Source organism: Pseudoxanthomonas sp. LARHCG66 (assembly GCF_052871755.1).
The window spans coordinates 379869-406702 of record NZ_JBIXJW010000002.1; the positions used below are offsets into that span (position 1 = coordinate 379869).

28 protein-coding genes are annotated in these 26834 nt (G+C 65.9%); 14 read left to right on the forward strand and 14 right to left on the reverse strand.

Going from position 1 to position 26834, the window contains the following annotated elements:
• Positions 1 to 141: 141 nt before the first annotated feature.
• Complete coding sequence (locus ACIPRS_RS08650; RefSeq protein WP_446538254.1) at positions 142 to 762, forward strand: DUF4142 domain-containing protein; 621 nt, start codon at positions 142 to 144, stop codon at positions 760 to 762.
• A gap of 19 nt (positions 763 to 781) precedes the next feature.
• Here the strand turns inward: ACIPRS_RS08650 and ACIPRS_RS08655 are convergent, their stop codons facing one another.
• Together ACIPRS_RS08655 and ACIPRS_RS08660 are read right to left on the reverse strand one after the other, a co-directional pair.
• Positions 782 to 2995: a glycogen debranching N-terminal domain-containing protein gene (locus ACIPRS_RS08655; RefSeq protein WP_446538255.1), complete on the reverse strand. Its 2214-nt coding sequence runs from the start codon at positions 2993 to 2995 to the stop codon at positions 782 to 784.
• A gap of 54 nt (positions 2996 to 3049) precedes the next feature.
• Positions 3050 to 4012 carry a TIGR03885 family FMN-dependent LLM class oxidoreductase gene (locus tag ACIPRS_RS08660; RefSeq protein ID WP_446538256.1) on the reverse strand — a complete coding sequence of 321 codons (963 nt, stop codon included), beginning with the start codon at positions 4010 to 4012 and terminating at the stop codon, positions 3050 to 3052.
• A 109-nt stretch (positions 4013 to 4121) separates the two neighbouring features.
• Here ACIPRS_RS08660 and ACIPRS_RS08665 point away from each other — a divergent pair, with 109 nt between their 5' ends.
• The 3 genes from ACIPRS_RS08665 (at position 4122) to ACIPRS_RS08675 (ending at position 6072) form a co-directional block, all read left to right on the forward strand.
• Positions 4122 to 4511, forward strand: coding sequence for a sensory rhodopsin transducer (locus ACIPRS_RS08665; protein ID WP_446538257.1), 390 nt, complete (start codon positions 4122 to 4124; stop codon positions 4509 to 4511).
• 125 nt (positions 4512 to 4636) lie between these two features.
• Positions 4637 to 5503, forward strand: coding sequence for an SDR family oxidoreductase (locus tag ACIPRS_RS08670; protein ID WP_446538449.1), 867 nt, complete (start codon positions 4637 to 4639; stop codon positions 5501 to 5503).
• Positions 5504 to 5622: 119 nt separating this feature from the next.
• Positions 5623 to 6072, forward strand: a complete 450-nt coding sequence (locus tag ACIPRS_RS08675) for an RES family NAD+ phosphorylase (protein WP_446538258.1) — start codon at positions 5623 to 5625, stop codon at positions 6070 to 6072.
• A 99-nt stretch (positions 6073 to 6171) separates the two neighbouring features.
• On the opposite strand, the gene ACIPRS_RS08680 is transcribed toward ACIPRS_RS08675, so the two are convergent.
• Positions 6172 to 6744: a COG4315 family predicted lipoprotein gene (locus ACIPRS_RS08680; RefSeq protein WP_446538259.1), complete on the reverse strand. Its 573-nt coding sequence runs from the start codon at positions 6742 to 6744 to the stop codon at positions 6172 to 6174.
• A 207-nt stretch (positions 6745 to 6951) separates the two neighbouring features.
• Between ACIPRS_RS08680 and ACIPRS_RS08685 the strand changes: the two genes are divergently transcribed.
• From ACIPRS_RS08685 to ACIPRS_RS08730, 10 genes are all read left to right on the forward strand, one after another.
• Positions 6952 to 8262, forward strand: coding sequence for a sigma-54-dependent transcriptional regulator (locus ACIPRS_RS08685; protein ID WP_446538260.1), 1311 nt, complete (start codon positions 6952 to 6954; stop codon positions 8260 to 8262).
• Positions 8259 to 8453 (forward strand): hypothetical protein, encoded by a 195-nt coding sequence (locus ACIPRS_RS08690; protein ID WP_446538261.1) that lies wholly within the window; start codon positions 8259 to 8261, stop codon positions 8451 to 8453. The genes ACIPRS_RS08685 and ACIPRS_RS08690 overlap by 4 nt, the downstream gene beginning before the upstream one ends.
• Before the next feature lie 537 nt (positions 8454 to 8990).
• Positions 8991 to 9938, forward strand: a complete 948-nt coding sequence (locus tag ACIPRS_RS08695) for a BON domain-containing protein (protein ID WP_446538262.1) — start codon at positions 8991 to 8993, stop codon at positions 9936 to 9938.
• A 94-nt stretch (positions 9939 to 10032) separates the two neighbouring features.
• Positions 10033 to 10281 carry a hypothetical protein gene (locus ACIPRS_RS08700; protein ID WP_446538263.1) on the forward strand — a complete coding sequence of 83 codons (249 nt, stop codon included), beginning with the start codon at positions 10033 to 10035 and terminating at the stop codon, positions 10279 to 10281.
• The gene (locus ACIPRS_RS08705; RefSeq protein ID WP_446538264.1) at positions 10278 to 10616 is read left to right on the forward strand and encodes a hypothetical protein; all 339 of its coding nucleotides are present in this window, start codon (positions 10278 to 10280) and stop codon (positions 10614 to 10616) included. Before ACIPRS_RS08700 ends, ACIPRS_RS08705 begins: the two co-directional genes overlap by 4 nt.
• A 192-nt stretch (positions 10617 to 10808) precedes the next feature.
• A complete protein-coding gene (locus ACIPRS_RS08710) occupies positions 10809 to 10988 on the forward strand; it encodes a hypothetical protein (RefSeq protein WP_446538265.1) in 180 nt (59 codons plus the stop codon).
• 70 nt (positions 10989 to 11058) lie between these two features.
• The gene (otsB, locus tag ACIPRS_RS08715; RefSeq protein ID WP_446538266.1) at positions 11059 to 11823 is read left to right on the forward strand and encodes a trehalose-phosphatase; all 765 of its coding nucleotides are present in this window, start codon (positions 11059 to 11061) and stop codon (positions 11821 to 11823) included.
• Positions 11820 to 13220 (forward strand): alpha,alpha-trehalose-phosphate synthase (UDP-forming), encoded by a 1401-nt coding sequence (locus ACIPRS_RS08720; protein WP_446538267.1) that lies wholly within the window; start codon positions 11820 to 11822, stop codon positions 13218 to 13220. Before otsB ends, ACIPRS_RS08720 begins: the two co-directional genes overlap by 4 nt.
• Positions 13217 to 14269: a glycosyltransferase family 4 protein gene (locus tag ACIPRS_RS08725; RefSeq protein WP_446538268.1), complete on the forward strand. Its 1053-nt coding sequence runs from the start codon at positions 13217 to 13219 to the stop codon at positions 14267 to 14269. Before ACIPRS_RS08720 ends, ACIPRS_RS08725 begins: the two co-directional genes overlap by 4 nt.
• A 3-nt stretch (positions 14270 to 14272) precedes the next feature.
• Positions 14273 to 16381, forward strand: coding sequence for an amylo-alpha-1,6-glucosidase (locus ACIPRS_RS08730; protein WP_446538269.1), 2109 nt, complete (start codon positions 14273 to 14275; stop codon positions 16379 to 16381).
• A gap of 3 nt (positions 16382 to 16384) precedes the next feature.
• Here the strand turns inward: ACIPRS_RS08730 and ACIPRS_RS08735 are convergent, their stop codons facing one another.
• The 11 genes from ACIPRS_RS08735 to ACIPRS_RS08785 all read right to left on the reverse strand — a co-directional run bounded on the left by ACIPRS_RS08735 (position 16385) and on the right by ACIPRS_RS08785 (position 26802).
• The gene (locus tag ACIPRS_RS08735) at positions 16385 to 18208 is read right to left on the reverse strand and encodes a mechanosensitive ion channel family protein (RefSeq protein ID WP_446538270.1); all 1824 of its coding nucleotides are present in this window, start codon (positions 18206 to 18208) and stop codon (positions 16385 to 16387) included.
• A gap of 214 nt (positions 18209 to 18422) precedes the next feature.
• The gene (locus ACIPRS_RS08740) at positions 18423 to 18836 is read right to left on the reverse strand and encodes a CBS domain-containing protein (RefSeq protein WP_446538271.1); all 414 of its coding nucleotides are present in this window, start codon (positions 18834 to 18836) and stop codon (positions 18423 to 18425) included.
• 28 nt (positions 18837 to 18864) lie between these two features.
• Complete coding sequence (locus tag ACIPRS_RS08745; RefSeq protein WP_446538272.1) at positions 18865 to 19386, reverse strand: hemerythrin domain-containing protein; 522 nt, start codon at positions 19384 to 19386, stop codon at positions 18865 to 18867.
• Positions 19387 to 19455: 69 nt separating this feature from the next.
• Positions 19456 to 20457: a cytochrome d ubiquinol oxidase subunit II gene (gene cydB / locus ACIPRS_RS08750; protein WP_446538273.1), complete on the reverse strand. Its 1002-nt coding sequence runs from the start codon at positions 20455 to 20457 to the stop codon at positions 19456 to 19458.
• The gene (locus ACIPRS_RS08755; protein ID WP_446538274.1) at positions 20457 to 21854 is read right to left on the reverse strand and encodes a cytochrome ubiquinol oxidase subunit I; all 1398 of its coding nucleotides are present in this window, start codon (positions 21852 to 21854) and stop codon (positions 20457 to 20459) included. Before ACIPRS_RS08755 ends, cydB begins: the two co-directional genes overlap by 1 nt.
• 43 nt (positions 21855 to 21897) lie before the next feature.
• The gene (locus ACIPRS_RS08760) at positions 21898 to 22554 is read right to left on the reverse strand and encodes a DUF6766 family protein (protein WP_446538275.1); all 657 of its coding nucleotides are present in this window, start codon (positions 22552 to 22554) and stop codon (positions 21898 to 21900) included.
• Between the two features lie 69 nt (positions 22555 to 22623).
• Positions 22624 to 23100 carry a DUF2269 family protein gene (locus ACIPRS_RS08765; RefSeq protein WP_446538276.1) on the reverse strand — a complete coding sequence of 159 codons (477 nt, stop codon included), beginning with the start codon at positions 23098 to 23100 and terminating at the stop codon, positions 22624 to 22626.
• Positions 23081 to 24340 (reverse strand): NAD(P)H-binding protein, encoded by a 1260-nt coding sequence (locus ACIPRS_RS08770; RefSeq protein ID WP_446538277.1) that lies wholly within the window; start codon positions 24338 to 24340, stop codon positions 23081 to 23083. Before ACIPRS_RS08770 ends, ACIPRS_RS08765 begins: the two co-directional genes overlap by 20 nt.
• Positions 24313 to 24528 (reverse strand): hypothetical protein, encoded by a 216-nt coding sequence (locus tag ACIPRS_RS08775; protein WP_446538278.1) that lies wholly within the window; start codon positions 24526 to 24528, stop codon positions 24313 to 24315. Before ACIPRS_RS08775 ends, ACIPRS_RS08770 begins: the two co-directional genes overlap by 28 nt.
• Before the next feature lie 232 nt (positions 24529 to 24760).
• Positions 24761 to 25291: a hypothetical protein gene (locus ACIPRS_RS08780; protein WP_446538279.1), complete on the reverse strand. Its 531-nt coding sequence runs from the start codon at positions 25289 to 25291 to the stop codon at positions 24761 to 24763.
• Positions 25288 to 26802 carry an FAD-dependent oxidoreductase gene (locus tag ACIPRS_RS08785; RefSeq protein WP_446538280.1) on the reverse strand — a complete coding sequence of 505 codons (1515 nt, stop codon included), beginning with the start codon at positions 26800 to 26802 and terminating at the stop codon, positions 25288 to 25290. Before ACIPRS_RS08785 ends, ACIPRS_RS08780 begins: the two co-directional genes overlap by 4 nt.
• Positions 26803 to 26834 lie beyond the last annotated feature (32 nt).

Consider the following 26834-nt stretch of genomic DNA (forward strand, 5'->3'; position numbering starts at 1 on the left):
ACGCACCACCAAAAGAAGTCGGTTGGTACTGCAAGTAAGGCGCCGGCACCACGGACATCCTCTTCATGCCATAGCGTCGACATTGCCGATGTGGCACTGCAAACCGGCATGCCATGAGACCCCCAATCCAGGAGAGAACCCATGAACCGTCTATTTGTTCTTACCGTTGTGTCCTTTGCCTGCGTAGGTCTGCTGTGCGCGTGTGGGGACCGCTCAAATCCCGACGGCGCCGACATGGCGTCATCCACGCCGGCGCCCGGCAACGATCCGACCGCCGCAGCCGCGTCCGCCGTCGACGATGCTGCGGCATCTACGAGTTCCGCTACCTCGGAGAGCGCTGCACTTGGCGTGCTCAACGCAATCAATGCACACGAGATCGCCGCTGGCGAACAAGCACTGGGAAAGGGCGTAAAGGGGGACATTGCCGCTTTTGCGCAGATGATGATCGATCAGCACACCGACAACCGCGACAAGACCCTGGCGCTCAATCCGGATGCCTCCGCATCGGACGCCGTGGCGCAGCACCGCAAAGGCGAGGCACAACTCGCGGCACTGGACGCCAGATCGGGCGAAGATTACGCCCGCGCCTACGTCGACGCGATGGTCAAAGGCCATGCGGAGGCGCTTGACGCGCTCGATACCCGGCTGATCCCGGCTGCCACCTCCGAACAGGTGCGCCAGCATCTCACTACGACGCGCGGGCACGTGGCGGCGCATCTGGAGCAGGCGCAGCGCCTGGCTGCGAAGGCACCCGCGAACTGAGCGCCCAGGCTGCGCTGGCTCAGGGTGCATCGGGCACGCCGCGACGCACTACCAGACGCTCATCGCTCCGCGTCACGTTGAATTGCGTCGCGCCCGCGTCATCGCGGAAGAAGTCGATGTCCAGCGAAGCCCCGCCCACCCTGAGCCGCTGCAGCCGCAGTTCCGGCAGCCACTCCGGCAGACAGGGATCGAGCCACAGCGTGTCGCGCGGTGCGTCCGCGCGAAGGCCAAGCAGGGCTTGCAACAACACTACCGGCGTAGAGGCCGACCACGCCTGCGGGGCATTTGCGGCCGCGTAGATGGCCGGAAACGGATGCATCGCATCGCGCGCATGCCCGGTCACGCATTCGGGCATGCGCTGGCCCTCGCAAAGGTCGGCCAGCTGGAACTGCGCCAGGCATAGCTGCTGGCACTGTTCAGCGAAACCGTATCGCCGAAGACCCAGCGCGAACGGGCCGTGCTCCACCGGCCATACGGTGCCTACGTGGTAGCCGTGCGGGTTGTAGGCAGGATGGTCCGAGGACAAGGTCCTGACGCCCCAGCCACTGAACATGTCCGGCGCAAAGGCCCGGTCCGCTATGCACTTCGCGATGCCGGGCTCCACGATGCCGCTGGCCAGGCATCGCAGTGCGTTGGATCCGATCGAGGCGATCCGTCGTCCGCGCGCATCCAGTGCCATCGCGAGGAACCCCGTCTCCTCGACCCAGAAGCGCTCGTTGAATCGACGCTTCAGGGCTTCGGCCTGCCGGCGCAGCGTCGCGGCATCGTCATGCCGCCCAACGGCATCTAGCACGTCCGCGAAGTCGCGCTTGGCGATGTAGACGATCGCCTGCTCTTCGCAGGTGGCCACAGGTTGCTCGACAATCCTCCCCCCGAGGTCGACGACGGATTCGGACGAGTCCTTCCATGTCTGGTTGTCCAGCCCTTGGGACGAGCGCGTACGGACCGCATAGAAGGGCCCCGGCACCTGCATGGCCTCCTCATCGAGCCAACGCAACGCGCGCACGGCGGCTTCGACGAACGCCTGCACGCGCGCGGTGTCGCCGGTCCATTGCCAGAGCTGGCCCACCACGAACGGGAACAGGCTGGAGGATGTCAGGCTGCCGTAGTACCGGGCGGTCGGGCGTTCATTGAGGCAGGCGGCGGGTTCGCTGCGCGCCTCGTGCAGCATGCGTCCGGGCGACTCATCCCGCCAGTCGTCGCGACAACGACCCTGGGTGCGCGCCATCTCGGCCAAACCGCCGCGCATCAGTTCATCCCCGAGCATCGCCGACTGCCAACCCGTGGTCAGGATGTCCCGCCCGAAGGTGGCCAAGTAGGCCGGTACGCCGGCACCGACGGTCCAAGCGTCGCCGTCATCCAGGCGCGGCATTCGCAACGCACGCAGATCGCGCTGCGCGCGACCGAGCAGGCCGACTACATCCACGTAGGCGGCGCGGCAGCCTGCCCGCGCGTCACTTACCGCCAGCGACGCGCGCAGCCACGCGGGTTCCTGTCGTTCTTCCAGCGCCGGAGTGGCACGGCGTGGACATGGGGGTGCATTCAGCTCCCTGCCGTCTCGCTCCACGCTCCATACCAGGCAACTGCGCCATTGCCCTCGCGGCGGAAGCGCCACGCGAAACCGGATGTGCTGTGCCTCGTCCGCCGACTTCCCCGGCTCCGCCTGGCGATCGACCTGCAACCGCAGGTCCATTTCCACGCGACGCACCCGCCCGTCGCGGGGATCCGTACGGCGTGCACGGTAACGCCAGCGCCGATCCACCTGATCGGCGGTGTCGGCCGTCACGCAGGTCGTGCGGCCACGTCCCGGGCTCACGTTGCCCGCTTCGTCCTGCCCCAAGAAGTCGGCGGCGGCACGCAGTTCCAGCACGAAGGAGACGGCGTGGCCGGCGTGATTGGTGATGCAGACGTCTTCGTGCAGACCCTCGCCGACAATGCGCGCGATGAGCACCTCAATGCCCTGCTTCGCCGCGCCAGCGCGCGGATCGCCTTCATCGTCTCCGTGGGCAGGCACCAAGTAATAGCCATGCCACTGGTCCTGGCGCGCCGCGGACAGCGACACGGGGACCAGTCTTCGTCCCCCCGCGCGCCAAGCGTACGCACTTAGCATCCGGGTACCGCGGACGAACAGGCCCAGATCCTCTTCCGGACGGATTTCGCCTGCAGCGTCGACCACCAGCGCGGTTTCACCATGGCTGACGATGTGGCGGTGAGGCCGCGCACGCAGGTTCACGAGCCCCCGATCGTGGTTGGGGCGCTCTATCGAGGAACCGGATGCCGCCATGGCTCAGCGCCTCAGCGCCGGCAACACATGCCGACCGAAGACGTCGATGAAGCCCGCCTGCTGGCGGTTGACGTTATGCAGATAGAGCGAGTCCACCTTCATCGCCAGATAGCGCTGCAGCGTAGCGACGTGGATCTCCGGATCGGCGCTGATGTGTACAGCCCCTTGGATTTCACGGGGTCCGATATCCCGCGCCACCCGCTCGAAGTCCTCGATCGTCCGCAGTTCCTCCGTCGCGCGCGCCGGTAACGCGTTGCAGCGCCACTGCTCCAGCGCGCCTTCCAGTGCGAGGTTCTCATTGGCCGCGTACGACACCTTGACCTGCAGGTGGATCGGCTTGCCCGTACCCCCGGCTTCACGGAATGCCGCGAGAATCTCGGCCACCGGGGCAGTGGGGGTGGCGATGGTGACGAGCCCGTCGGCCCAATCAGCAGCCCAGCGTGCCGTTTCCGCAGTGAGGGCGGCTACATGGACCGGTGTCATGTGCGGTGGCCGGGTGAACAGCTGCGCGTCCCGGACCTCAAAGCTACCGCGGTGGGTCACGCATTCGCCTCGCCACAGGGCACGCATCACGTCCACCGCTTCGCGCAGTCGCGCGTTGCGCCGGGGTTTGCCGGGCCAGGCATCACCGGCGGCGTGCTCGTTCAGGGCTTCGCCACTGCCGACGCCGAGCCAGAACCGGTCGCCGAACATGCACCCCAGCGTAGCGACCGCCTGCGCGATGACGACTGGGTGATAGCGGCCTATGGGCGCATTGACCACGCCGAACGGCATCGACGTCTGCGACATCGCCGCGCCGAGCCAAGTCCAAGCGTGTCCGCTCTGGCCCTGGGCGCGGCTCCAGGGAAGCAAGTGATCCGAACACATCGCCGCGTGGAATCCGGCCTGTTCGGCTCTTGCGACCCATGCGAGCAGGTCCGCAGGAGAAAATTGTTCATGCGATGCGTGGTAGCCGATCAGCGCCATGCCGCGACACTAGACGAACGCCCTGTGGCATCGGCGTGAATCCACGATGCACATTCTCCTAACGCGGGCGACCGCAGCCTTGCTGCGCGTTTCGCAACAGGAGCCAAGCGTGCCATCGCCACCACCTCACAACGCTCTCGGCCATACGACGTGGGTGATCGCGGAGGGCTACCTGCCCGACCGTAGCCATGGTCCCGCACCCGAGCTGGAAAGCCACGAAGCGTGTTGCATCCTCAACACGGGCGATGCCGACGCGCACGTCGACATAACCATCTACTACACCGATCGCGAACCGGTCGGGCCATACCGGCACACCGTGCCTGCTCGACGGACACGTCACCTGCGTTACAACGATTTCGACGATCCGGCCCCGTTGCCGCGCGCCACGCCCTATGCAAGCGTCGTGGTCGCCAGCGTGCCGGTCGTCGTCCAGCACACGCGCCTGGACTCGCGTCAGGCCGAGAACGCATTGATGACCTCGCTCGCCTATCCCGCCTGACGGCCCCATACCGTCGCGGCCATCCGCCCGCGTAACACGACTGCGTCGTAACCCGTCACCGCGTTCGCATCCTCTTCTCGCACGCTGCGCATACTGGGCGCTCACTTACGCGACGAGACGCCATGATGAATGTACGCGACTACCCGAAGCCTCCCTTCAAGCCACAGCAACAGGCGTTCCCCGGCAAGACGGACCGCATGGATCCGCGCCCGGACCATGGTGAGGACAGCTACGTCGGCCATGGACTTCTGGCAGGCAAGAAAGCGCTGATCACCGGTGGCGACAGCGGCATCGGCGCAGCCGTGGCGATCGCCTACGCGCGGGAAGGTGCGGACGTAGCCATCGCGCACCTGCCCTCCGAACGAAAGGATGCCGACCACATTGCCACGCTCGTCCGCGAAGCCGGTCGCAAAGTGGCAACCCTTGCGTGCGACATCAGCGATCCCGCGCAGGCCGAGCGCCTGGTGCAGGACGCCGTGGCTTCACTGGAGGGCTTGGACATCCTGGTGAACAATGCCGCTTACCAGAAGTACTACGAGTCCTTCGAAGAGATCACGTTGGATGAGTGGGAAAAGACGTTCGCCACTAACGTGCACGCGGTATTCAATCTGGTCCGGCTTGCGCTGCCCCACCTGTCCCCCGGCGCGTCGATCATCAATACCGCCTCGGTGCAGTCCAAGAAACCGAGCCCGAACATCCTGCCCTATGCGGCGACCAAGGGCGCCATCGCCAACCTTACCATCGGGCTGGCCGGCACGCTGGCCGACAAGGGCGTCCGCGTGAACGCGGTCCTTCCGGGCCCGATCTGGACACCGTTCATTCCAGCCGGCATGTCGGAGGAAGAGGTCACGGAGTTCGGCGCGCACGTTCCGATGGGGCGGCCGGGGCAACCGGCCGAACTCGCCTCGGCCTACGTGATGCTAGCGGCCGATACGGCCAGCTACACCTCCGGCACCTTGCTCACCGTGTCAGGCGGTGCCGTTACCTTGTAGCGTCGCCAGGTCCGGCTCCCGTCCGAGGGCCGGCAGCGACCTGCTGCGCGGTGTGCATGTCCACATGCCGTATGCCGCATTCTTCGTAGAGTGAACTATCTCCCGAGGACGCACGCAGCATGGACACCATCACCGCATTCCAGATCGATACCCAAGCCCGGCGCGACATGTTGTTCAGGCCGAGTCACGCGCCGGCCCGCTGGAGCACCGGCACGTACGACGCCATCTATGCATCCTGCGTGGCGTCCACGGCGCTGCTGGAGTTTCTCGTGCATCATCAGGATGCACTGCCAGCTACCCTTATATACGGGCGGCTGGCGCTTCCCGCCACATGCATCGAAGTGCCTGAGACGCTGCCTGATGAGTGGGATGAATGGCCGTATCGCGCGCGAGTGCAGCGGGTGGGAGACGACTGGCTGGCGTCATCGCGCCAACTGGCGCTTCGGATTCCCAGCGCCGTGGCGCCTGCCTCTTTCAACCTCCTGATCAACCCTCGTCATCCCTCCTATGCGGATTGCAGCCTGGAGTTTGTCGAGATGTTCCGCGCCGATCAAAGGCTGCGCCAATGAAGGCGCGCCTTTCACGATGCGGGCGCATGTACGGCCGAGGGGAGCAACAGAAAGCGCCAGCACTTATGGGATACGCCCCAGCGCTCGATGCGGGAGCGCTCATGGCTCGCGCGTGCTGTCCGCAGAGGGTGGGCTGCGCTCGGACGGGTTGTCGGCGTTGACGGCATGTTGCAGCGCTTCGCCCGACGGCGACAGAAGTCGCCATTTCCCCCAACGGTCCTCTACACCGTGTCCGGACGTCCTCCCCGCGCCGGCATCACCCGCATACCGGTACAGCGGTTGCCCGCCGTATGTCAGCTGGTTCTGCCCATCCTTGCGCTCGATCTGCCCCACCAGTGATTGCTCGACGCCGGTTTCAACGCTGGCGGATGAGGTCGCCACGGGAGGCCATGCATATTCGCAGGTCGCATCGCAACGCGCTCCATCCTGGTTGCCTTCCAGGAAATAGAGCGAGGCGCCACTGCTGTCCACCAGGTAGGAAGGGCTTCCCTGCGAAAGGCGCAATGAAGCCTGTTCAGTTGTCGAGCCGCCGGCCGTGCCACCCGGTGTATCGGCCTTCGGAGCAGGACGCGTGGCGGGCGCGCTTTCCGGGTCGGCAGTCGTGTCCTGACGTTGGCACGCGCCTATCAGCATCATTCCGGTGGCGACAAGCACGAGGGGGAAGCGTCGCATGGTGATTCCTGAAGAGGTGGGGGAATTACTTGTGACGCAAGACACGTGCCAAGCCTGGAGTACACGCATCGCGTTCAGTCTTGAATTGCCAGATGCAACTTCTTCACTCTTCGACATTTTTTTCCGGCAGCAGTTTATGCACGGATCCATCGCGCCGGGGTAACGTCGGGTGCGCTAAATCTTCCGCCCGTATCAAGGAGATGCTTCGTGCTGGCACCCACCCTTGCCATCGTCGATGACGATCAGGACTTCAGTGCGTTCCTCGCCAAGGTCGCGCGCGGCCGCGGGTTCGATGCCCATCGCTTCCACAGTGTCGCGGAAGCCTGTCCCTGGCTCTCCACGCACGACGCCGACCTGACCATGCTCGACATGGCGCTCCCCGACGGGACCGGCTTGGACGTCATCGCGCGACTGCCCAACGACCGCTCGGGACAGATCGTGTTCGTTTCCGGCACCCAGAACCGCGACGAGATCCGCCGTGCGGTCGCCACGCCCGCAACCCAGTTCATCGGCAAGCCCCTGCCGCCGAATGAACTTGACCAGCTGCTGCGGCAGACCCTGTCGCAGTTCGAGCGGCGGCAACACGCGAGGGAAGCACAGTCGCATCTGCTGGTCGGTCATAGTGAGGTCATAGCGACTGTGCGCGAAGACATCGCGCGTGTCGCACCCACCTCGTTCAGCGTACTGATCACTGGCGAGACCGGGACCGGCAAGGAACTGGCTGCACGCGCGATCCATGACCAGAGCGGCCGCACCGGCAACCTCGTGTGCGTGAATTGCGGCGCCATTCCGGGCGAACTTCTGGGTAGCCAGCTTTTCGGGCACGAGCGTGGCGCATTCACCGGTGCGAACGCGCGCCATCTCGGCCTTTTCGAGCAGGCCAGCGGCGGCACCCTGTTCCTCGACGAAATAGGGGACATGCCTGCGGTCCTGCAGGTGTATCTGCTCCGGGTACTGGAGACCGGACGCCTGGTCCGTCTCGGTGGCAGCACCGAGATTCCGGTCGACGTCCGTGTCGTGGCGGCCACACACCGGGCCGTCGGGCCCGAAGGTGGCCTTCGCCCGGATATCTACTACCGCCTGGCCCGCTATCCGATAGCGTTGCCTCCGTTGCGCGCTCGCGGGGCTGACATCGGCCTGCTCGCGCAGCGCTTTGTAGATGTGATGAACAACGAGATCGGCGACGCGAAGGTACTGGCACCGGACTGCATATCCGGACTGGAGCGATACCCATGGCCTGGCAACGTGCGCGAACTGCGCGCAGCAACGGAATATGCGTATCTGCGCCAGGATGGCCGCGAAGTCCATGTAATGCCTCTACGTCGGCCGCAGGACAGGGACCCGGACGATGCGGCCGACCTGCGCTTCCGTGTAGGCATGACGTTCCAGGAAGTGCAGGAACGGATGTTGGACAGGACGCTCGCCTTCCACCAAGGCGACAAGACAGCTACGGCGCGCAGTCTGGGGGTCAGCGTGAGAACCGTGCACAATCATCTGGCGAGAAGACGCTTGTGTTGAGTGGCCGCCACCTACACTCCCTGCGCAACGAGTTGAACGTGCTGGCCGTCGGCATGCTGCTCCTCAGGCGCGAGCTCGAGTACAGCGATCATCGCGAGTTGCACGACACGCTGGACCGCATGGAGCGCGCGCTGGGCCGCTGTGTGGACGTGCTGAACGTACCGGACGCGGGATCGCAACCCACCGGCTGATCATGGGTCGTGGCGAGAGGCGGCGGGCGCGTCCCGCACACGTTCCGATGCGTCCAGAGCACGCTCGTCTCCGTTGCAGGCAACCGGTCCGTCTTCGGGACATGCCGGCCGGTCCGGCGTGCGGGGGCGCGGCATCCTTTCCGCCTGAGCGGATGCCTCAGGGCCGGGATCAACGATTTCTCCGGGCGGAGAACTGACCGCCTTGCTGTCGCCGTCCACCATGGGTGCGTCCCTTCGATCGCAGCCAACCGCACAGATGGTCAGAAGCGCGAGCAACGCGGGTTTGACTGAGTGATGGGAATACATGCGATGGCTCCCTTGATCGGATGAAAGCAGGCACGCAAACCCCATGCCAGTTCCGTGAGAACTCCATCCAGCAGTCGTCGATAGCACGAAAGATGTTCGCAGCGCAGGAAACATCTGCGCGCCCGGCGGCCGGGATCGGCACTCAGGCGCATCTTCCTCGCATAGCGGAGCTGGCACGCACATTGCGTAACTCTTCCTACGAGTCACTGGAGAACATGCGTGGATAAGCACGTGGGTACCGAACTCAAAGCCGCCATCGGCGATCTGCAAACCCTGGGAGCGCGTCTGCTCGATGAGAGTCGAGCCTGGTGGAACTACCGGAGAAACGACATGAGCCGTTACGAAGAGGATCAGCACTACCATGCGGGCTACCGTGCGCGTGGCAGCGACGCAAGGAAGGACAGCGACGACATGCAGGGATCGCGCACATGGCCAGAGCGAGGTGATCGCATGCGTGATGAAGCCCGATTTCGGGGCGCCGAGAGTGCACGGCGAGGCCGTCGCGCGCCGTTCGGGCCGCAGCCCGGGCGCGAACCCGACATGCAGGCCCACGACGGGTATGCGGAGACCTATTCTCCGTCAGGCTCCGGCAGGCGCTACGCATCCGCGCAGTACGAAGACGAAGGCGGACTCAGCGCGGACAGCCAGAACGCGGGGCGCGCCGGTCTGCCGGGACAGGGGAGCGATGCGCAGGGCTACCGCACCGGCTACAGCCAAGGCAGGCATGGTTACAGCAGGTCACCCGACGCGGACGTGGGGGTCGGTGGATACGGTCAGCCCGAACGCGGCCAGGGGGGCTACGGTCGTTTCGCGGATTCCGGCGATGACCGCTACCGCGACGAGGGTCAGCGCGCCCATGGCTGTTTCCGCGGCCACGGGCCCAAGGGATACCGGCGCTCGGACGAACGCATCACCGAGGACCTCAACGAGCGGTTGACGGAGGATCCGCTGCTCGACGCCAGCGGGATCACCGTGGAGGTGAGGGAGGGTGTCGCCACCCTCAAGGGTTCGGTGGAAAGCCGCTGGATGAAACACCGCGCCGAGGACATCGTCGACGCGTGCAGCGGCGTGCACGATGTGCGCAACGAGATCCGCGTTGCAGGCAAGCCGTCCCGCACGCCTTCCGAAGGCTCGAACGCTGCAGATGCATCCGGCGAAGAGAGCCAAAATTCCGGCTGAGCGGATTGCCACATGGAAGAGCACATGCATGGCTGCACCGGCTGGCCTGCTCTTCCGGCGACCGCACATCACAAGATCGACAAAGGAGCAGAGCATGAACCGCTGCGATGTATGCGGAAATTCCTACGACAAGGCATTCACGATCGAACAGCAAGGTCGACACGGCACGTTCGATTCGTTCGAGTGCGCCATCCATGCGTTCGCGCCAGCGTGCGACCACTGCGGGTGTCGGATCATCGGCCACGGGGCGGAAAGCGGAGGCCGCATGTTCTGCTGCGCCCATTGCGCCCAAGCCAGTGGTGAACCCGCGATGGTCGACCGTGCCGAAGGAGAACAGGCATGACCAAGGCACTTCCCGCGCGACTACCCGACTGCTTCCGCTGGGTCGAGGATGATGAAGGTCGGCATCGCCTTTTTCTGGAAAGTGTGGAGGTTCTCGAGGTCCGACGGCAACGCATGGGCTGGGTCGTCGAAATTCACCTTCAACAGGAGGCGGCGCCGAGCCATCCACAGATCGTCGCCGTCCGGTCTCCCGCTGCCGGCATCCGATGGGGTGCCCGCTGGAGCAAGATGCGCGCGCCGCAACTCTCGGCCATGGTCGCGATAAGCCGCCGTCATGCACCCAGGCCGCAGGTGGGGTGCGCGTCCGAGTCGGGTTCATACGCAGCGATGCCGTGAGTTGCGACTGGCATAGTCCGCGGCATACAGCACCCGTTTTGGAGCCGGGCTACAGACCAACCGATGGCGGCCGGGTGCGCTTGATGCACGCCCAGCCACCACCGAGGAACGGCAGACATGCGGCGAGCCACTCGCCGCTTGGAGGGGTGGCGCCCACGCTTGATTGCGCGATAAAACGAATGGAGATCCGACATGACCCGGGACCGCAAGGATCCACCAGCACCTGACGAGCCACGCATCGTCGAAGAGACGGAAAATCAACGCCGTGAGCGTGAGACCCATGCAAGCGAGAATCAGGATGAGGCGCTCGAAGAAACCTTCCCTGCCAGCGATCCTGTCTCGCCGTTCATTCCTGCCAAGCGCCGCGATTGATCTCCTTGGGCGGGTCAGCTTTACATTCGGCTCCACGCCCGTATCACGCGGGCCCCTCTAGATTGGGGGCATGAGTCAGAACGGACCCGATCGATCTCCACCCCCACCACGCGACGACTGGGCGCTGTTTCTCGATGTGGACGGAACGCTGACGGCGCACGTGCAGCGTGCCGATGCGGTGGTGCTGGAGGATCGCGTGCGTGCATTGCTGGTGACGTTGCAGAACCGTCTGGGTGGCGCATTGGCACTGGTGACCGGGCGGAGTCTTGCGGCGCTGGACACACTCATGCGACCCCATTTTCCTGCCCACGCCGCCTGTCTCCATGGTGTGCAACTGCGACCCGGCGCGGAGAGCCGTTATCCATCGGTGGCGCCCGCGTGGGTGAACGAAGCGGGACGGATCGCGGACCGGCATCCGGGTGCATTGGTCGAAGCGCAAGGCCCGTGCTTGTACCTGCACTGGCGCGCGGCGCCGGACGCTGCCGATGAGATGACGGCATTCGCGCGGCGCTTCGCGCAGGCCTTTCCGAGCCACAGGCTGCATATCGGCCGCCACGGTATCGAGATCCGTCCCGACGGGATGGACAAGGGTGTGGCCATCGCTGCGTTCATGCATCGTGCGCCCTTCGCTGGACGTGTGCCGGTATTCGCCGGCGACGATCCCGCAGACGAGCCGGGATTCGAAACAGTCAACGCGCTGGGCGGCATCAGCGTGCGCGTTGGCGAAGATCGTCGTGCGAGTGCGGCGCGTTACCTACTGCGCGACCCGGAGGAGGTGCTGCACTGGCTCTCTGTAGAAGAGTGTGGAGAAGAGCGACAAGGAGAAAGGAAGTGAGCAGATTGTTCGTGGTATCAAATCGCGTGGCGCTGCCGGGCGCCGTGCAGGCCGGCGGCTTGGCTGTGGCCCTGCATGGCGTGCTAAAAGAGCGTCGCGGGGTGTGGTTCGGATGGAGCGGCGAGTACGGCGATGGCCCTTCACGGGTGCAGATCGGGGACGGCATCCGGTTCTGCCTACTCGATGTGCCGGAAGATGATTTCGAAGGCTACTACCACGGCTTCGCCAACCGTGCCTTGTGGCCCCTGCTGCACTACCGCGTGGACCTGATCCATTTCGACCGCGGCGAGTACGCGCGATACCTGGCCGTCAACGGTTATTTCGCCGATGCCCTGGCCCGCGAGTTGCGCGGCAACGACGAAGTCTGGGTACACGACTACCATTTCATTCCGTTGGCCGCCGCATTGCGCGCTCGCGGGCTTGGACAGCGCATAGGGTTCTTCCTGCACATTCCGCTGCCGTCGTGGGATGTGTTGTGCATGCTGCCGGACCATCGCGAGATCTTTTCCGCCTTGGCCCACTACGATCTGGTCGGGGTGCAGACCCAAGCGGACGCGGACAACCTTCGGCGCTACTTCGACGCGATGGGTATCGATGCCCGGGAGTGCACTATCGAGGCGTTCCCCATCGGCATCGATGCTGCCCAAGTCGCCCGCGACGCGGTGTCGGCCAGTGGCTGCGAGGCGGTGGGCGCCCTGCGTCGCAGCCTGGAGGATCGGCGGCTGGCGATCGGCGTGGACCGCCTGGATTACTCCAAGGGGCTGCCGGAACGATTCCAGGCGTTCGGCACTTACTTGGACACCCATCCCGACGATGTGGGCCGCCTCACCTACCTGCAGATCGCACCGCCCAGCCGCGAGGACGTTCCCGAATACCGCGACCTGCGCGAGCAACTCGAACGCTTCGCCGGCCACATCAACGGCCGCTTGGCGCGTCCCGACTGGACGCCGATCCGCTATGTCAACCATTGCTACCCACACCATGTCCTCGCCGGCTTCTACCGGACTGCGGACGTGGCGTTGGTCACGCCATTGCGCGACGGCATGAACCTGGTCGCCAAGGAATACGTGGCAGCGCAGGACCCACACGATCCCGGCGTACTGATCCTCTCGCGCTTCGCGGGCGCCGCCCATCAGCTGGAGGACGCCCTGCTGGTGAACCCTCACGACATCGACGAGATGGCCGAGGCCATCGCCCGTGCGCGGAGCATGCCGCGCGCCGAACGCGAAGCGAGGTGGTCAGCCATGTACAACACGCTCCGGCATAGCGGAATCGGAGCCTGGGCGGACGGATTCCTTGCGCGCTTGCAATCGCCTGCCGGGCCCGTGCGCGAACCTGCCCATGGCAACCACGGCGCCGTGCCCATGCGTGCCTTGGGCGAAGGAGTCGCGTCATGAGGATCGCGCAGGTCTCGCCGTTGTTCGAATCCGTGCCTCCTAAACTCTATGGCGGCACCGAACGCATTGTGTCCTATCTGACTGAAGCGCTGGTCGCGCGCGGGCACGATGTCACCCTGTTCGCCAGCGGGGACTCGGTTACCACCGCCAATCTGGTCAGCCACCGTGATGTCGCGCTGCGGCTGGATCCGGCACCACTCAAGTCGGCCGCCGCTGCGCACCTGTCCATGCTGCAGGGTATCCGCGAGGTCGCGGACGATTTCGACGTGTTGCATTTCCATGTGGATCTGCTGCCGCTGCCGATCTTCGACGACATCGCCGACAAGTGCGTGTTCACCCTGCATGGGCGCCAGGACAAACAGGACCTCCCGCAGGCCTATCGTCGCTGGTCGCGGTTCCCGCTGGTTTCCATCTCCGACCACCAGCGCAGGCCCATCGCTTGGGCGAACTGGTGGCAGACGATCCTGCATGGGATGCCGGTCTCTGCACTGTGTCCTCCAGCCGCGCCGCGAGGCGACTATCTGGCGTTCCTGGGACGCATCTCGCCGGAGAAACGACCGGACCGGGCCATCCAGATCGCCCGTCTTGCGGGACTGCCGTTGAAGATCGCCGCCAAAGTGGATGCGGCGGACAAACGCTATTTCCACGACACCATCGAGCCGATGCTGGCGGAGGGAGGCGTGGAGTTCATTGGCGAGATCGATGACGCGGGCAAGCCGGAGTTCCTCGGCAACGCCGCCGCGCTGCTTTTCCCCATCGACTGGCCCGAGCCGTTCGGCCTGGTGATGATCGAAGCCATGGCCTGCGGCACGCCGGTGATAGCGTGGCGCGAAGGCTCCGTCCCCGAGGTAGTCGACGAGGGCAAGACCGGCTTTATCGTGGACGCCATCGCCGATGCGGTGGACGCGGTCCAGCGCTGCCGGCGACTGGATCGTGGCGACGTGCGTCGGCGCTTCGAGCAGCGCTTCGACGCGCAGCGAATGGCGGCGGACTACGAAAGCCTCTACCTGCGGATGGTGGAGGGTGCGTCCCGCCGGTTGAAGGCCTGATCGATGGAGGGCGCATCCGCACCGCTCACCCGCTATGTGCTGAAGGACGGCGACAGCTTCCTGGTCGCCGACGCGGTCGGTAATGTCGTCGCCCCTGCCGAGGGCTTCTTCGTGCACGACACGCGCGTCGTCTCGCGTTACGAGATGTTGCTGGGCGATCAGGAACCGGCGCTGCTCAGTTCCGCAGTGACCCAGGACAACGTGCTGTTCGTCGCCCACCTGACCAACCGGGCGTTGTCCGCGATCGACGAGATGGGCGCACCGGAGGGTTTGATACACATCACCCGCAGCCGCTTCCTGTGCCGGCAGCGCATGTACGAGCGGATCACCTGCACCAACTACGGCAACCGTCCTGCGCGCCTGCCCCTGCGCTTCCGCCTGGACGCCGACTTCGTCGATATGTTCGAGGTACGCGGCAGCCGGCGCGCCGCTCGTGGCCGCCTGCTCGGCCCGGAAAGCAACGAGTGGGGCTATGCGTTCGGGTACGAGGGTCTGGACGGCGTGCAGCGCACCTCGACCGTGCTGTTCTCGCGGCCGCCCGCGCAGGTGTCGCCGGGATGCATCGAGTTCGTCCTGGTACTGGCGCCGGGTGCGCACGAGGAGTTGTACACCGAGATCGGCGCGGAGTGCGAAGCCGCTCCCTCCCGCCAACGCTATCGGGACGAAGCGTCAGAGGCGCGCAGATACATGCGCAGGCGACAGCGTCGCGGTGGGCGTGTCTCCAGCAGTGGCCCGCTGTTCGACCAGTGGATGCGGCGGTCCCGTTCGGACCTCGCGCTGCTTACCAGCGAGCTGGATACCGGGCCTTATCCCTACGCCGGTATTCCGTGGTTCTCCACACCCTTCGGCCGCGATGCGGTGATCACCGCCATGCAAACCCTGTGGCTGGATCCCGGACTGGCGCAAGGCGTGCTCCGCTTCTTGGCCGAGCACCAGGCCAAGGAGGAATCGCCTTTCCTCGATGCCGCGCCGGGCAAGATCATGCACGAGACGCGCAAGGGCGAGATGTCCGCGCTGAAGGAGCTGCCGTTCGGCCTCTACTACGGCGGCGTGGATACCACGCCGCTGTTCATCGCTCTGGCGGGCGCCTACCTGCGCCGGACCGGCGACCTGCAGACCGTGCAGGAGCTCTGGCCGGCGCTGCTGGCCGCGACGCAATGGATCGAGCGCGTGTGCGACGCCGATCCGCGTGGCTTGCTGGTGTACTCCCGCGCCAGTGACCGTGGACTGGCCAACCAGGGCTGGAAGGACAGCGGCGATTCGGTCTTCCACGCGGATGGTCGGCTCGCGGAAGGCCCCATCGCGCTGGTCGAAGTGCAGGGATATGCCTACGCCGCGCTGCGCACGATGGCAGAGTTGGGAGCACGCTGGGACTCGCGGGCCTCGGAACACTGGACGCGGCGGGCCCAGGAGCTTCGGGCCACGGTGGAACGTCTTTTCTGGATGGACGACGCCGCCTACTACGGCCTGGCGCTGGACGGCGAAGGGGCGCTGTGCGCGGTCCGCACCAGCAATGCGGGTCATCTGCTGCAGTTCGGCCTGCCGCCACCGGAACGCGCCCTGGCGGTGGCCGAGCAACTGATGTCTCCGGCATTCTTCACCGGCTGGGGCATCCGCACGGTGGCACGCGGCGAAGCGCGCTTCAATCCGATCTCCTATCACAATGGCTCAGTATGGCCACACGATTCGGCGCTCTGCGCCAGCGGGCTGGCTTCGAGCGGCGTGCGCGGCGCGGCTACCCGGCTCTTGCGCGGTGCGTTCGAAGCGGCGGTCCATTTCGACATGCGTATGCCGGAGCTGTTCTGCGGATTCGCGCGGTCGCAGGGAGCCCCGCCAGTCGCCTATCCCGTTGCCTGCTTGCCGCAGGCATGGGCCGCAGGCTCCGCCTTCATGCTGCTGCAGGCATGCTTGGGCGTACAGGTGGATGGAGCCGCCAAGGCGATCCACGTGCACCGCGCCGAGCTCCCCTTCGGCATCCAGGACGTCACCATCCATGACATCGCGGTCGGTGAGCAACGCGTGGATCTGGTATTCCGTGAGGCGGGTGGGCGCGTGGCTGCGTTCGTCGAACGCGACCCCGAGGGTCACGTCTCGTTGCAAGTTCGCAACTGAGCTTCAGGCCAGCGCGACACCGCTGGCCTGCAGGCTCTGGACCAGTGCGTAAAGCAATTCGCCGCGTATGCGACTGACCTGGCGCGGGCCATCCACATAGCCCGATACGCTGATCCAGACCTTGTTGTCCCTGATTTCTTCCAGTTGCACCTGCGCTGGCGGAGAGGCCATGAGCTCGCGTTGCCCGTGGACCACCTGCTCGACGATCGCGACCACCTGCGGGATGTCCGCCACCGCCGGTACCGGCAGCAGTACCTTGACCAAGCCTTCGCCTGCCGTGAACGTGCGGTTGCGCACCGCTTTGGTGATCAATTCCGAGTTGGGAACGAGCACCGTCGTACGGTCCGGCAGCGCGATCTCGGTTGCGCGCACGTTGATCCGCCGGACATCGCCCTCGGCGTCTCCCACCACGACCCAGTCACCGACCTTCACCGGGCGCTCGATCAGCAGGATCAGACCGGAGATGAAGTTCTGCACAATTGCTTGCAGACCGAAGCCGATGCCCACCGTCAGTGCGCTCACCACCCACGTGATGCGGTTGGCCTCCACGCCCAGCGCCGCCAGCGCCAGACCGATCCCGACGATGACGCCGGCGTACCCCACCAGGGTGGTCACCGACGTCTGCACGCCCGCGTCGAGCCGTGTGGTCGGCAGAAGACGGGACGACATCCAGCGCGCGAGCAGCCGGGTTGCGAGCACCGCCACCGCCAGCACGAAAAGGGCACGTACTAGCTGCAGCGGACTGAAGATCAGGTTCCCAACGCGGAACCGGCCACCATCGTCGAACAGGCGCCCGGCGAGGTCGTCGGGGCCCAGTCCGTAGGGCGCGCTCAACAGCACCAGCACCAGGCAGACCACGATCAGGGTAGCGGCCCCGCTCGCCAGCACGACCAGCTGCCGTAACCGGCGGGTCCCGATGCCCAATCGCCGCGACCAGTGCAGTAGCCCCTTGCGCTGTAGAACAACGCAGTCGCCCGCATCCCGGATGAGGCGCACGAACAGCAGCAGCCAAGCGAGCACGATCACGCTCCAGACCGCCTGCTTGGCCACGAAGGCGGACAACGCGACATAGCCGGTCACCGCACTGCCGATCACCAGCGCCAGCACCAGCCATCCCAGCAGCAGGCCTGCGCGCGCGGCGTGGACCAAGCGCTGCCCCTCCGCGGACGCGGTCAGGGCCAATGCACGCGCTCCTCGGGACAACAGGAACGCCAACGCGAGCACCATCACCGGGATGGAGGCCGTCCGGACGGCGCCAGCCGCTGCCTCACCCATCGACCGTGCGTCCCAGCTCTGTTCGATGAAGGCGACCACCACGAGCGCACCCGCCAGCACCCCAGGGACCGGGCGCAGTACGGTGGCCGCTGCTCCGCCGGCCGCCACGATCTGCAACAGACCGCGTCCCGTTGCGGTGACCACCGACGCCAAGGTCAGCACGGCAACCAGCGTGCGGGCCATGGTACGCACCGATAGCGCCGGCTGCGCGGCCCACACGAACACCTGCAGCAACAGCGAGCCGGCCAGCCACATGGCCAAACCACTCGCGATCGCCACCGCGACCGCACCCGCAGTCTCCCCGACACGGTGCTGAGGCCAACGGCGCAATGAACGGGCCTGGATAACGGAGAGCAGTCTGAAGCGTACGAACGCCAGGAACACAAGCAGCAGTGCGCCTGCCGTAACCAGAACGGGCCAGTGATCTGTCGCCCGCTCCAGCGCACCCCGCCAAGCGCGCAATGCTTCGCCGAGGCCCTCGCCGATCTGCCTGCCCGCAACCACCACATCGGCCCACAGCTGGCGCTGCGTCAGAACATCGCGAGGCATCATGGCCACCCCTGCATGACGGGACTCATCGGACCCGGTTCGCCCAGGCGTCCGATGTCAGCGAAACGCAACCGCAGGGTGCGCGTGCGACGAAACGGGCAGACGTATGTGGCAGGTATCTCATGGGAAAGAGAGAGTCGCGCCGCGATCCGCAGGGCACGTTGCTCAAGCGGACCGGGCGCGCATTCGTTGTAGCGCAATGCGCGCGAACAGCATGTCAATGCCGCGCGGCCACGCCTTCCAGCAGATCCTGTGATGCACCACGCTCGCCCGATTGGGCGAAATTTCCCAACGAGACGATTCCGACCAGACGCTTGTCCCGGCTGACCACCGGCAAGCGCCGCACTTCCAGATCGGCCATGTTCATGGCCACATGCTCCACGTCATCGTCGTCGAAGCAGTACTTGACCTCGGTGGACATGACCTCGCGTACCCGCGCGTCGCCGCCCAACCCCCGTGCTACCGCGCGCACGGCTATGTCGCGATCGGTCAGGAAACCGACCAGGCGCTGGTCCTCTCCCACCGGCAGGCTACCTACATCGTGCTCGGCCATCAGTGCGGCCGCGTGGGACAGGCGGTCGTCCGGCGCCACGACGCACACGTTGCCACTCATTATTTCGCTGATCTTCATTTCGTCGTCCTCTTCTGGTTCGATCGCATTACTGGGTCAGACTCTTCACGGTGCCCTTGACGGCCGCCTTGGCCTTTTCGCCTGCCATGACAGCCTGCGCACCGGCGGACTCCTTCCACTCCGCATACGCTTCGTCCAGTTCGGCGCGCTCCTGCGCATTGAAGAGGGAGCGCGCCATCTTGAACATGGTGGTTTCCTCTTCCGTCGCATGATGGTCGATGAGCTCACCGAACACCTTGGCGCGTCCTGCGAACTCGGGTGTTCCCGGCGAGGCTGCATGCACCTCCGGGATCACCGTCTTCTCGACCGCATGGTGCTCGGTCAGCGCCTCGGCGTAGACCTGCTGGCCGTCGCGGTCGGCCCGGTCGCGGAACGCGGGATAGAAGACTTCCTCCTCCCACTTGGCGTGCGGGATCAATGCGCTTTCGATCCGCTCCAGGAGCGACTGACGCTTCTTGACGCCGCGGTCGGTCGTCTCTCCGAGCTCAGCGAACAACGCGCGCAGTTGGTCGTGCTCGGCCTTGAGCGTTTTCAGGATGTCGCGTGCCATGGATGCCTGCCTGATGATCTGGGTGGGCCTTCCAATCTGCCGGCAACGAGGTGGAAAGGTTGTGATCGATCAGTGGTAACCCTGGCCGGGCTGGAGCTTGCCGCGGAAAACGTAGTACGACCACGCCGTGTATCCGAGGATCAAGGGCAACAGACACACCACGCCCACCAGCATGAAACCTTGCGACGACGGCGGTGCCGCGGCATCCCATATCGTCAGCACCGGCGGTACCAGAAAAGGCCACAGGCCGAGCAGCAGGCCCGCATAGGCCAGCGCGAACAACAGCAGCGCCAGTAGGAACGGGCGCGCGTCGCGTCCCTCGCGGACGGTGACCCGCCACAACAGCCACACCGCCACAAGGGCGAGCATCGGTACCGGCGCCAGTTGCCAGAAGGCGCCCCCGGTGAACCAGCGCTCCATCACACGCGCGCTCAGGAAGGGCAGGCCCGCGCTGACCAGTGCCATGAAGCCCGCCACGACGACGACCAGTGGGCGCGCGCAGCGGCGCGCCAGTCGCTGCACGTCGTCGGTGGTCTTCAGGATAAGCCAGGTCGCGCCGAGCAACGCGTAGCCCGCGACGAGCGCGCATCCGGTCATCATGGCGAAGGGGCGCAGCCAAGCCCAGGCCCCTTCGCCAACGCCCGGCAGCCCCTGGACCAGCGCACCCAGGATCACACCCTGCCAGAACGCCGCGCACAGCGATCCAGCGGCGAAGGCCCAGCCCCACAGCCATCGCGTGCGCTGGGCCTTGAACCTGAACTCGAACGCGACTCCGCGGAACACCAGCGCCACCAGCATCATCAATACAGGCAGGTATAGCGCGGGCAGGATCGTGGCATACGCGGCCGGAAACGCCGCGAGAAGTCCAGCGCCCCCGAGCACCAGCCATGTCTCGTTGCCGTCCCAGATCGGCGCGGCGGTATTCATCATTAGATCGCGCTGCGCATCATCTCGTGCGAACGGGACCAGAATGCCGAGCCCCAGGACGAAGCCATCCAGCACCACGTACATGAAGACCCCGAACGCGATGACCGCGAACCACGCCACGGGCAGCCAGTACGCCATGTCCATCAGCCATCCTCCAGCGAAGCGTCGGATGCGCTGATGGGCCGCGCCGGCGTGCGCTCACCCTCTTCCGTGTCCGGTTCGGGTTCGTGCGGGAGCGGACCGCGGCGCAGCATGCGGTAGAGGTAGGTGATGCCAAAGCCGAACACGATCGCGTAGGCCAGTACGTAGACAGCCAGGGACAGGGCGACGCTGGTCGCGCTCACTTCGCTGACCGCGGATGCCGTGCGCAGCAGGCCGTACACCAGCCACGGCTGGCGCCCGATCTCGGTGACGAACCAGCCCGCGATGATCGCCACGAAGCCGGCCGGCAGCATCAGATTCCAGGCCACGTGCAGGCTGCGGCTCTCGCGTAGTCGTCCGCGCCGCCATGACCATCCCGACACCAGCGCCAGCAGCAGCATCAGCGCGCCGACGCCGACCATGATGCGGAAGGCGTAGAACACCGGCCGCACCGGCGGACGCTCGGAGGGCGCGAACTCCTCCAGCGCCGGTACCGCGCCATCCCATGAATGCGTCAGCACCAGGCTGCCCAGCTTCGGTACCACCACCTCCTGCCGGTTGCGTGCGGCGGTCTCGTCCGGCACGGCCCACAGCACCAGAGGCACGCTCTCCCCGGAAGGCGCCGGCCGCCAGTGCGCCTCGATCGCGGCAATCTTCGCCGGTTGGTGTTCCAGCGTGTTGAGGCCGTGCAGATCCCCGGCCACGATCTGCAGAGGCACCGTGACCAGTGCGAAGACCGTCGCCAGCCGCAGCATGCGCCATGCGGGATCGGTGTGCATGCCTTTGCGCAGATACCAGCCGGCCACGCCGCCGATGACGAAGCACGTGGTCAGATAGGCGGCCAGCGTCATGTGCACCAGGCGGTAGGGAAACGAGGGATTGAAGATGACCTCGCGCCAGGACACGACCCGCGCGATGCCATCGACGATCTCGTGGCCCTGCGGTGTGTGCAGCCAGCTGTTGGCCGATAGGATCCAGAACGTGGACAGCAACGTACCCAGTGCCACCATGCAGGTGGACAGGAAGTGCAGCCATGGGGGTACGCGTGACCAGGCGAACAGCATGACGCCGAGAAAGCTGGCCTCAAGGAAGAACGCAGTGAGTACCTCATAGCCCAGCAGCGGTCCCAGGACCGCACCTGCGAACCGGCTCAGGCCCGCCCAGTTGGTGCCCAGTTGGAAGCTCAGCACGATCCCGCTGACCACGCCCATGCCGAACGAGACGGCGAAGATCTTTAACCAGAAGAAGTAGAGGTCGCGCCACACGGTGTCGCGCGTGCGCAGCCAGCGGAACTCCAGGAAGGCCAGCCAGCTTGCCAGCCCGATCGTGAATGCCGGGAACAGCACGTGAAAGCTGATGACGAAGGCGAACTGGATGCGGGAAAGCAGCAGGGCGTCCATGCCGACACCCTCCCACCCGGCATGGGAAGAGCTTATGAAAGCACTAGGTCCCCGTCTGCGAATGCGGCGCACGCAGCGGTTTGGATTCGGGCGACTTGTCCTGGCGCAGGAAGATCGACAGCACCACGATGGACAGCACCGCCAGGAACTCGCTTTGCCAGTTCTGCATCGACTCGAACCAGAATTGGCTGTCCAGCAGATGCGTTGTCCAGGAAAGGGAAGCCTGCCCCTGAGCTGCACGTTCCTCATTCTCGAGCAGCCAGCTGCCCCAGCTATGAAGGACGAAGGTCATTACGAACAGCAGCAGGAACGCCATCGACAGCGAGTGGGCATACAGCGACTTCCAGAAACCACCTATGCGCACCGGCCAAGGGGTCGGACCTGCATCGATACGTTCCTCCTCTTCCGCTGGATCGAGCGGCCGCGACTCTGCGGAGCCCCTTTGGCGCAGGCTCACCGTCAGCAACACGTACATGCCCATCTGCAGGAACTCGCTTTCCCAATTCTCGAAGGTGGCGGAAATGAAGTGCCCGCTTCGCAAGTAAGCCGACAATGAGAGCAGCGTCAGGCCTTGATCCAGACGCTCCTGGTTGTATGCGGCATGGCCGGTGATTACCTGCGCCACCCAGAAGCCGAGAAACAGCGCCAGCAGTACAAGCGACAAGCCATTGCGGTGGAAACACGAGGTACGTGAAGACATGTCGATCACCCTGCAAATTCGATGACCGACTCTTCGCTTTGGAGGGAAAAAAGAATGTGAAGGTGTACGTCAGCCTGCGAAAGGCACGCGACGGGCGACCATCATGAAGAAAATCGCGAGAAATGAGATTAAGGCAGGGACGCCCAGCGCAGCCCAGCACCCCAGATAGGCGCTGTAGCGCGCCGGCAGGGGCTGACCCGCAGCGGCGGCCTGTACGGCGATGTCGCGCAGACGGATCTGCAGCCACACCACCGGCAGCCAGCACAGCGCCGCGATGGCAAAGGCCACCAGCGACCAGTACAGCCATGGCGTGCCCCACGGGATCTGCAGCCGGTGCGCCAGATAGAGGCCCGTCGCCGGCTGTACGACGATCGTGGTGGCCGTGAAGAGCCAGTCGGCGACCACCACGTAGCGTGCCACCACGGCGACCACGCGCGCGTCGCGGGTCAGGCTGACGACCAGCAGGTAGAACGCCGTGCCAACGCCGGTGCCGAACAGCAGCGTCGACGACAGCACATGTATGTACTTAACGAGGATCAGGTCCATGTCCACGGTCCAGCGCCCACAGGCAGGCGATCATGGCGAGCACGGGAAGGTTCTTCAACACCGGGCCGTAGGGATGTAGCCACTGCTCGGGCAGCCACAGGCTGATGATCAGGGTGTAGGCCACCACCACTAACCCTTGGAAGAGATAGGACGGCGTACGCCAGCGTGGCCGCAGTATCGCCAAGCCCAGCACGAGATCCAGCAGTGCCGCAGTCCACAGTGCAGCTGTCGCCCATTCGCCCTGCAGTCCGGTGCGCACCAGCAACGCAAGGCTGGCCTCGCGCGGATATCCCCACAGCGAGACCAGCGCCGTCGCTATCCACATCGCCGCCAGCGTGATCCGCATGATGGGCAGCAGCCAGCCCAGCCACGCCGTCGTACGCAAGTCCGATGCGCCTGTCGTGAAATCCGCCGGATCACGCAGCGCGCCGCCGCGCCATTGCACCATTGTATCGGCCGCAGCGACATTGCCATGCTCCAGCATCCGCAGTGCATCCCTGTGGAACGGCGCACGCGGCAACCATCCTGCGACGCCCGCGGCAACGCGTGCCAGCCACCCAGGCACGGTAACGAAAAGACTGCCCGCGTTAAGCGATCGCTTGAAGTGCTGTATATAGTCGCGCAGTCGCAGTGCACGGGGTCCTACCGCATCCACGCACATGCCGGCACTGCCCGCCTCGACAAGACGCACCACCGCCTTCGCCAAGTCCTCCACGTGCACCGGCTGCAGCCGTTGCTGGCCGCCGCCGGGCAGCGGCGTGACCGGCAGGACGGCCAGCATCGCGAACCAGCGGGTACTGGCGCCGCGAGGATCGAACACCAGCGAAGGGCGTACGACGATGCCCGCAGGTGAGCTCGATGCCAGCACGCGAGCATCCATCTCGCCCTTGCTGGCGAGGTACGCGATCGACGACGCGGTGTCGGCGCCGAGCGCGGACACCTGCACGAACCGGAAGACCCCCGCTGCGCGCGCTGCCTCCAGCAGGCACGCCGGCGATTTCACATGCAGTGCATCGAAGCTCTGCTTCCCTGAGGCGCGGAAGATACCCACCGCATTGATGACGACGTCGATGCCCGTTAGCGCGCGGACCAGCTCGACCTGGCTGGGCATGTGCGCGAAATCCAGCACCACGCCGTTGCCGCTCCCGTCGCGCGTTGCCAGGACCACCTCATGACCCCGCACACGAAGCGCATTTACCAGCCGACGCCCGATCACGCCACGACCGCCGGCCACCAGCACGCGCAACCTCCTGTCCGCTGGCGCGATGTGGTCCGCAGCGGCAGTATCGCCAGCGTGCTGTCGACGCTCGCCGTCTCGCTCTGCAGCCGGTGGCGCGTCGGTTCGGCCTCCGCCGGCACCAATGCCGCCAGCCAGTGGCTCTGGTATCCGCGCGCCCGCTTCGCGCGCGCGCCTTCCTGGCGGCACACGGCCGTTGGCTATGTCATCCATCACGCCAGCTCCCTCCTCTGGGCCACCGGGTACGAAGCCACACGACCGGCCCGTGCCTCGACAAGCGGTCGTGCCGTACGCGCGGCGGGCATCGCCACCCTGGCCTACGTGGTGGACTACCACGTGGTGCCGCGGCGGCTGAGCCCCGGATTCGAACACAAAGTGGGGCCGGCGGGCATGGTGGCCGTCTACGCGGCCTTCGCTGCGGGTCTATGGATGAGCACCCGGCTCGCCACGCGCCCGCCACGCCGCCCGCAACTCCTGCAGCAAGGGCAGCACGCACAACAGCAACGCGGGCACCAACATCGCCGCCCACGCTGAGGCCGGCGGCAGCGGGGAACGCCACGCCCAGTCCCAGCCCTGCTGCATTGCCAGGCGACCGTCGCGGTACAGCATGACGACGAGGATGATCCAGGGGGCGGTATCCAGCACGCTGTGCACGTGCTGTTCGAGCGGCGTGATGGCCCTGCGCGGCCATGCGGCCCGCGTGTCCGCGTAGCCGGCCATCGCATGCGCGAGTACCAGTACGCCCATCAGCATCGCCAGCGCCAGGCTTGGCTCGAACAGCATCCATGCCATCAGCATGCCGCCCATCAGGCCGGTCTGCAGCAGATGGAGGCCCGACTCCCGCAGACCGGAGGTATGCGGCAGATCCGTGCGGCGATGGCAATGGAAGTCGACACAGCCGGCCAGCAGCCAGACCAGATATCCCGCATACAAGCCCCACAGCGTGGTGGTCACGGGATGTCCGCGTCACGCGCGTCGTCCCCGTTCAGGTCGAAGGGCTCTAGCGGCTCACTCGCGGGACCATTGAGCACGGTGCCCGTCGCCGCATCGAAACGCGAGCCATGGCACGGACAGTCCCATGACTTCTCTTCGCTGCTCCAGCGGACTACGCATCCCAGATGCGTGCACCGCGCGTTGTGCGCGTTCAGCGCGCCGTCGCCTGCCCGATAGACCGCAACACGGTGCACACCGCGACGGACGACGACCCCGCTCCCGTGCGGGAGTGCCGCCAGCGCCTGCTCGTGCGACGGTGCCAGCCAGTCCCGGTACTGCAACGCGGCGTTCGCGTTCTCGCGCAGCCACGTGGGCGCGCTCTTCAGCCGATGGCGCCCCGGCGCGTACAGCGCGGCCCAAGGGTGGTCGCGCCCGGCGATCAGCTCGCCCAGCAGTATTGCGGCGACCGTGCCGTGCGTCAGCCCGTTGCCGGAGTCGCCAGTCACGAGGAACACGTTTTCGTTGTCGGGATCGGCACCGATGAAAGCCAGTCCGTCGGATGGCTCCAGGACCTGGCCTGACCATGCATGCGTGAAGCGCGTGACCGAAGGAAAGTGGACGCGCGTCCAGTCCTGCAGGCGTGCATAGACGGTCGGATCATCGTCCTGTCCGGTCTTGTGGTCACCGCCTCCGACGAGGATCTCGACCTCCGCACCATCGCCCTTATCTGGCCTGCGCAGACGGACGTAGTGGTAAGGATCGCCATCGTCCCAGTACAGCGCATCCGGAATGCTCCCGCCCGGTGCACGGCCGACCACCACGTACGTGCGGTACGCGGCCTGCTTCAGGTAGGTCGCGCCCGTTTCGTGGACGGGCACATTGGTCGCCGCGACCACCGCCCGGGCGCGCAACACCATACCGTTCCGGCACGTGATCTCCGGTCGCGTGCCGCCCGTTACGCCGGTGACGTCTGCGCGCACGAACACGACACCCGCGTCGCGGGCCCGTCGTGCCAGAGCCAACAGGTAGGACCCGATGTCCACTCGTGCCTGCCGCTCGAAACGAATCACGGGCCCCAGCGCAGGCAGCGATGCCAGCCCCTCGGCCTGCAATACGGCATGCAGACCGGCTTGGCTCGCCGCCTGCGCTTCATCCTTCAGTTCGTCGGCTCGCTTGTGGCAGGAGAAGAGGAAACCCGGCACATACCGGAAGTCGCAGTCGATGTGCCCGGCCAAGGCGATCTCCGCCATCCAGTCGATCGCGGCGGCGTGGCTGGCAGCGGCCTGCCGTGCGCCCTCCTCACCGTGGTAGCGCGCCAGCGTCGTGAAGCGATCATCCAGCGCCGAGGCAAGATGCGCACTGGTCCGCAGCGTCTCTCCCGACCCTATGCCACGACGTTCAAGGACGCACACATCGCGCCCGGCCCGCGCGAGCTGCAGCGCGGTACTCAGGCCGGCCACGCCGGCCCCGATGACGACCACGTCCGCTTTCTGCGGAGGTGCGTCACGCCACCAGGACGCGGTCTCCGCCATGACGTCCCGCCAAACGGGATGGGTACGCGCCG

Excerpts from the sequence above, each read along its gene's own strand:
- ACIPRS_RS08785 (WP_446538280.1), bottom strand. The coding sequence starts at position 26,802 with ATGGCGGAGACCGCGTCCTGGTGGCGTGACGCACCTCCGCAGAAAGCG.
- ACIPRS_RS08700 (WP_446538263.1), top strand. The coding sequence starts at position 10,033 with ATGAACCGCTGCGATGTATGCGGAAATTCCTACGACAAGGCATTCACG.
- ACIPRS_RS08740 (WP_446538271.1), bottom strand. The coding sequence starts at position 18,836 with ATGAAGATCAGCGAAATAATGAGTGGCAACGTGTGCGTCGTGGCGCCG.
- ACIPRS_RS08725 (WP_446538268.1), top strand. The coding sequence starts at position 13,217 with ATGAGGATCGCGCAGGTCTCGCCGTTGTTCGAATCCGTGCCTCCTAAA.
- ACIPRS_RS08760 (WP_446538275.1), bottom strand. The coding sequence starts at position 22,554 with ATGTCTTCACGTACCTCGTGTTTCCACCGCAATGGCTTGTCGCTTGTA.
- ACIPRS_RS08670 (WP_446538449.1), top strand. The coding sequence starts at position 4,637 with ATGAATGTACGCGACTACCCGAAGCCTCCCTTCAAGCCACAGCAACAG.
- otsB (WP_446538266.1), top strand. The coding sequence starts at position 11,059 with ATGAGTCAGAACGGACCCGATCGATCTCCACCCCCACCACGCGACGAC.
- ACIPRS_RS08650 (WP_446538254.1), top strand. The coding sequence starts at position 142 with ATGAACCGTCTATTTGTTCTTACCGTTGTGTCCTTTGCCTGCGTAGGT.
- ACIPRS_RS08730 (WP_446538269.1), top strand. The coding sequence starts at position 14,273 with ATGGAGGGCGCATCCGCACCGCTCACCCGCTATGTGCTGAAGGACGGC.
- ACIPRS_RS08765 (WP_446538276.1), bottom strand. The coding sequence starts at position 23,100 with ATGGACCTGATCCTCGTTAAGTACATACATGTGCTGTCGTCGACGCTG.
- ACIPRS_RS08675 (WP_446538258.1), top strand. The coding sequence starts at position 5,623 with ATGGACACCATCACCGCATTCCAGATCGATACCCAAGCCCGGCGCGAC.
- ACIPRS_RS08660 (WP_446538256.1), bottom strand. The coding sequence starts at position 4,012 with ATGGCGCTGATCGGCTACCACGCATCGCATGAACAATTTTCTCCTGCG.
- ACIPRS_RS08710 (WP_446538265.1), top strand. The coding sequence starts at position 10,809 with ATGACCCGGGACCGCAAGGATCCACCAGCACCTGACGAGCCACGCATC.
- ACIPRS_RS08705 (WP_446538264.1), top strand. The coding sequence starts at position 10,278 with ATGACCAAGGCACTTCCCGCGCGACTACCCGACTGCTTCCGCTGGGTC.
- ACIPRS_RS08745 (WP_446538272.1), bottom strand. The coding sequence starts at position 19,386 with ATGGCACGCGACATCCTGAAAACGCTCAAGGCCGAGCACGACCAACTG.
- ACIPRS_RS08735 (WP_446538270.1), bottom strand. The coding sequence starts at position 18,208 with ATGATGCCTCGCGATGTTCTGACGCAGCGCCAGCTGTGGGCCGATGTG.
- ACIPRS_RS08680 (WP_446538259.1), bottom strand. The coding sequence starts at position 6,744 with ATGCGACGCTTCCCCCTCGTGCTTGTCGCCACCGGAATGATGCTGATA.
- cydB (WP_446538273.1), bottom strand. The coding sequence starts at position 20,457 with ATGGACATGGCGTACTGGCTGCCCGTGGCGTGGTTCGCGGTCATCGCG.
- ACIPRS_RS08755 (WP_446538274.1), bottom strand. The coding sequence starts at position 21,854 with ATGGACGCCCTGCTGCTTTCCCGCATCCAGTTCGCCTTCGTCATCAGC.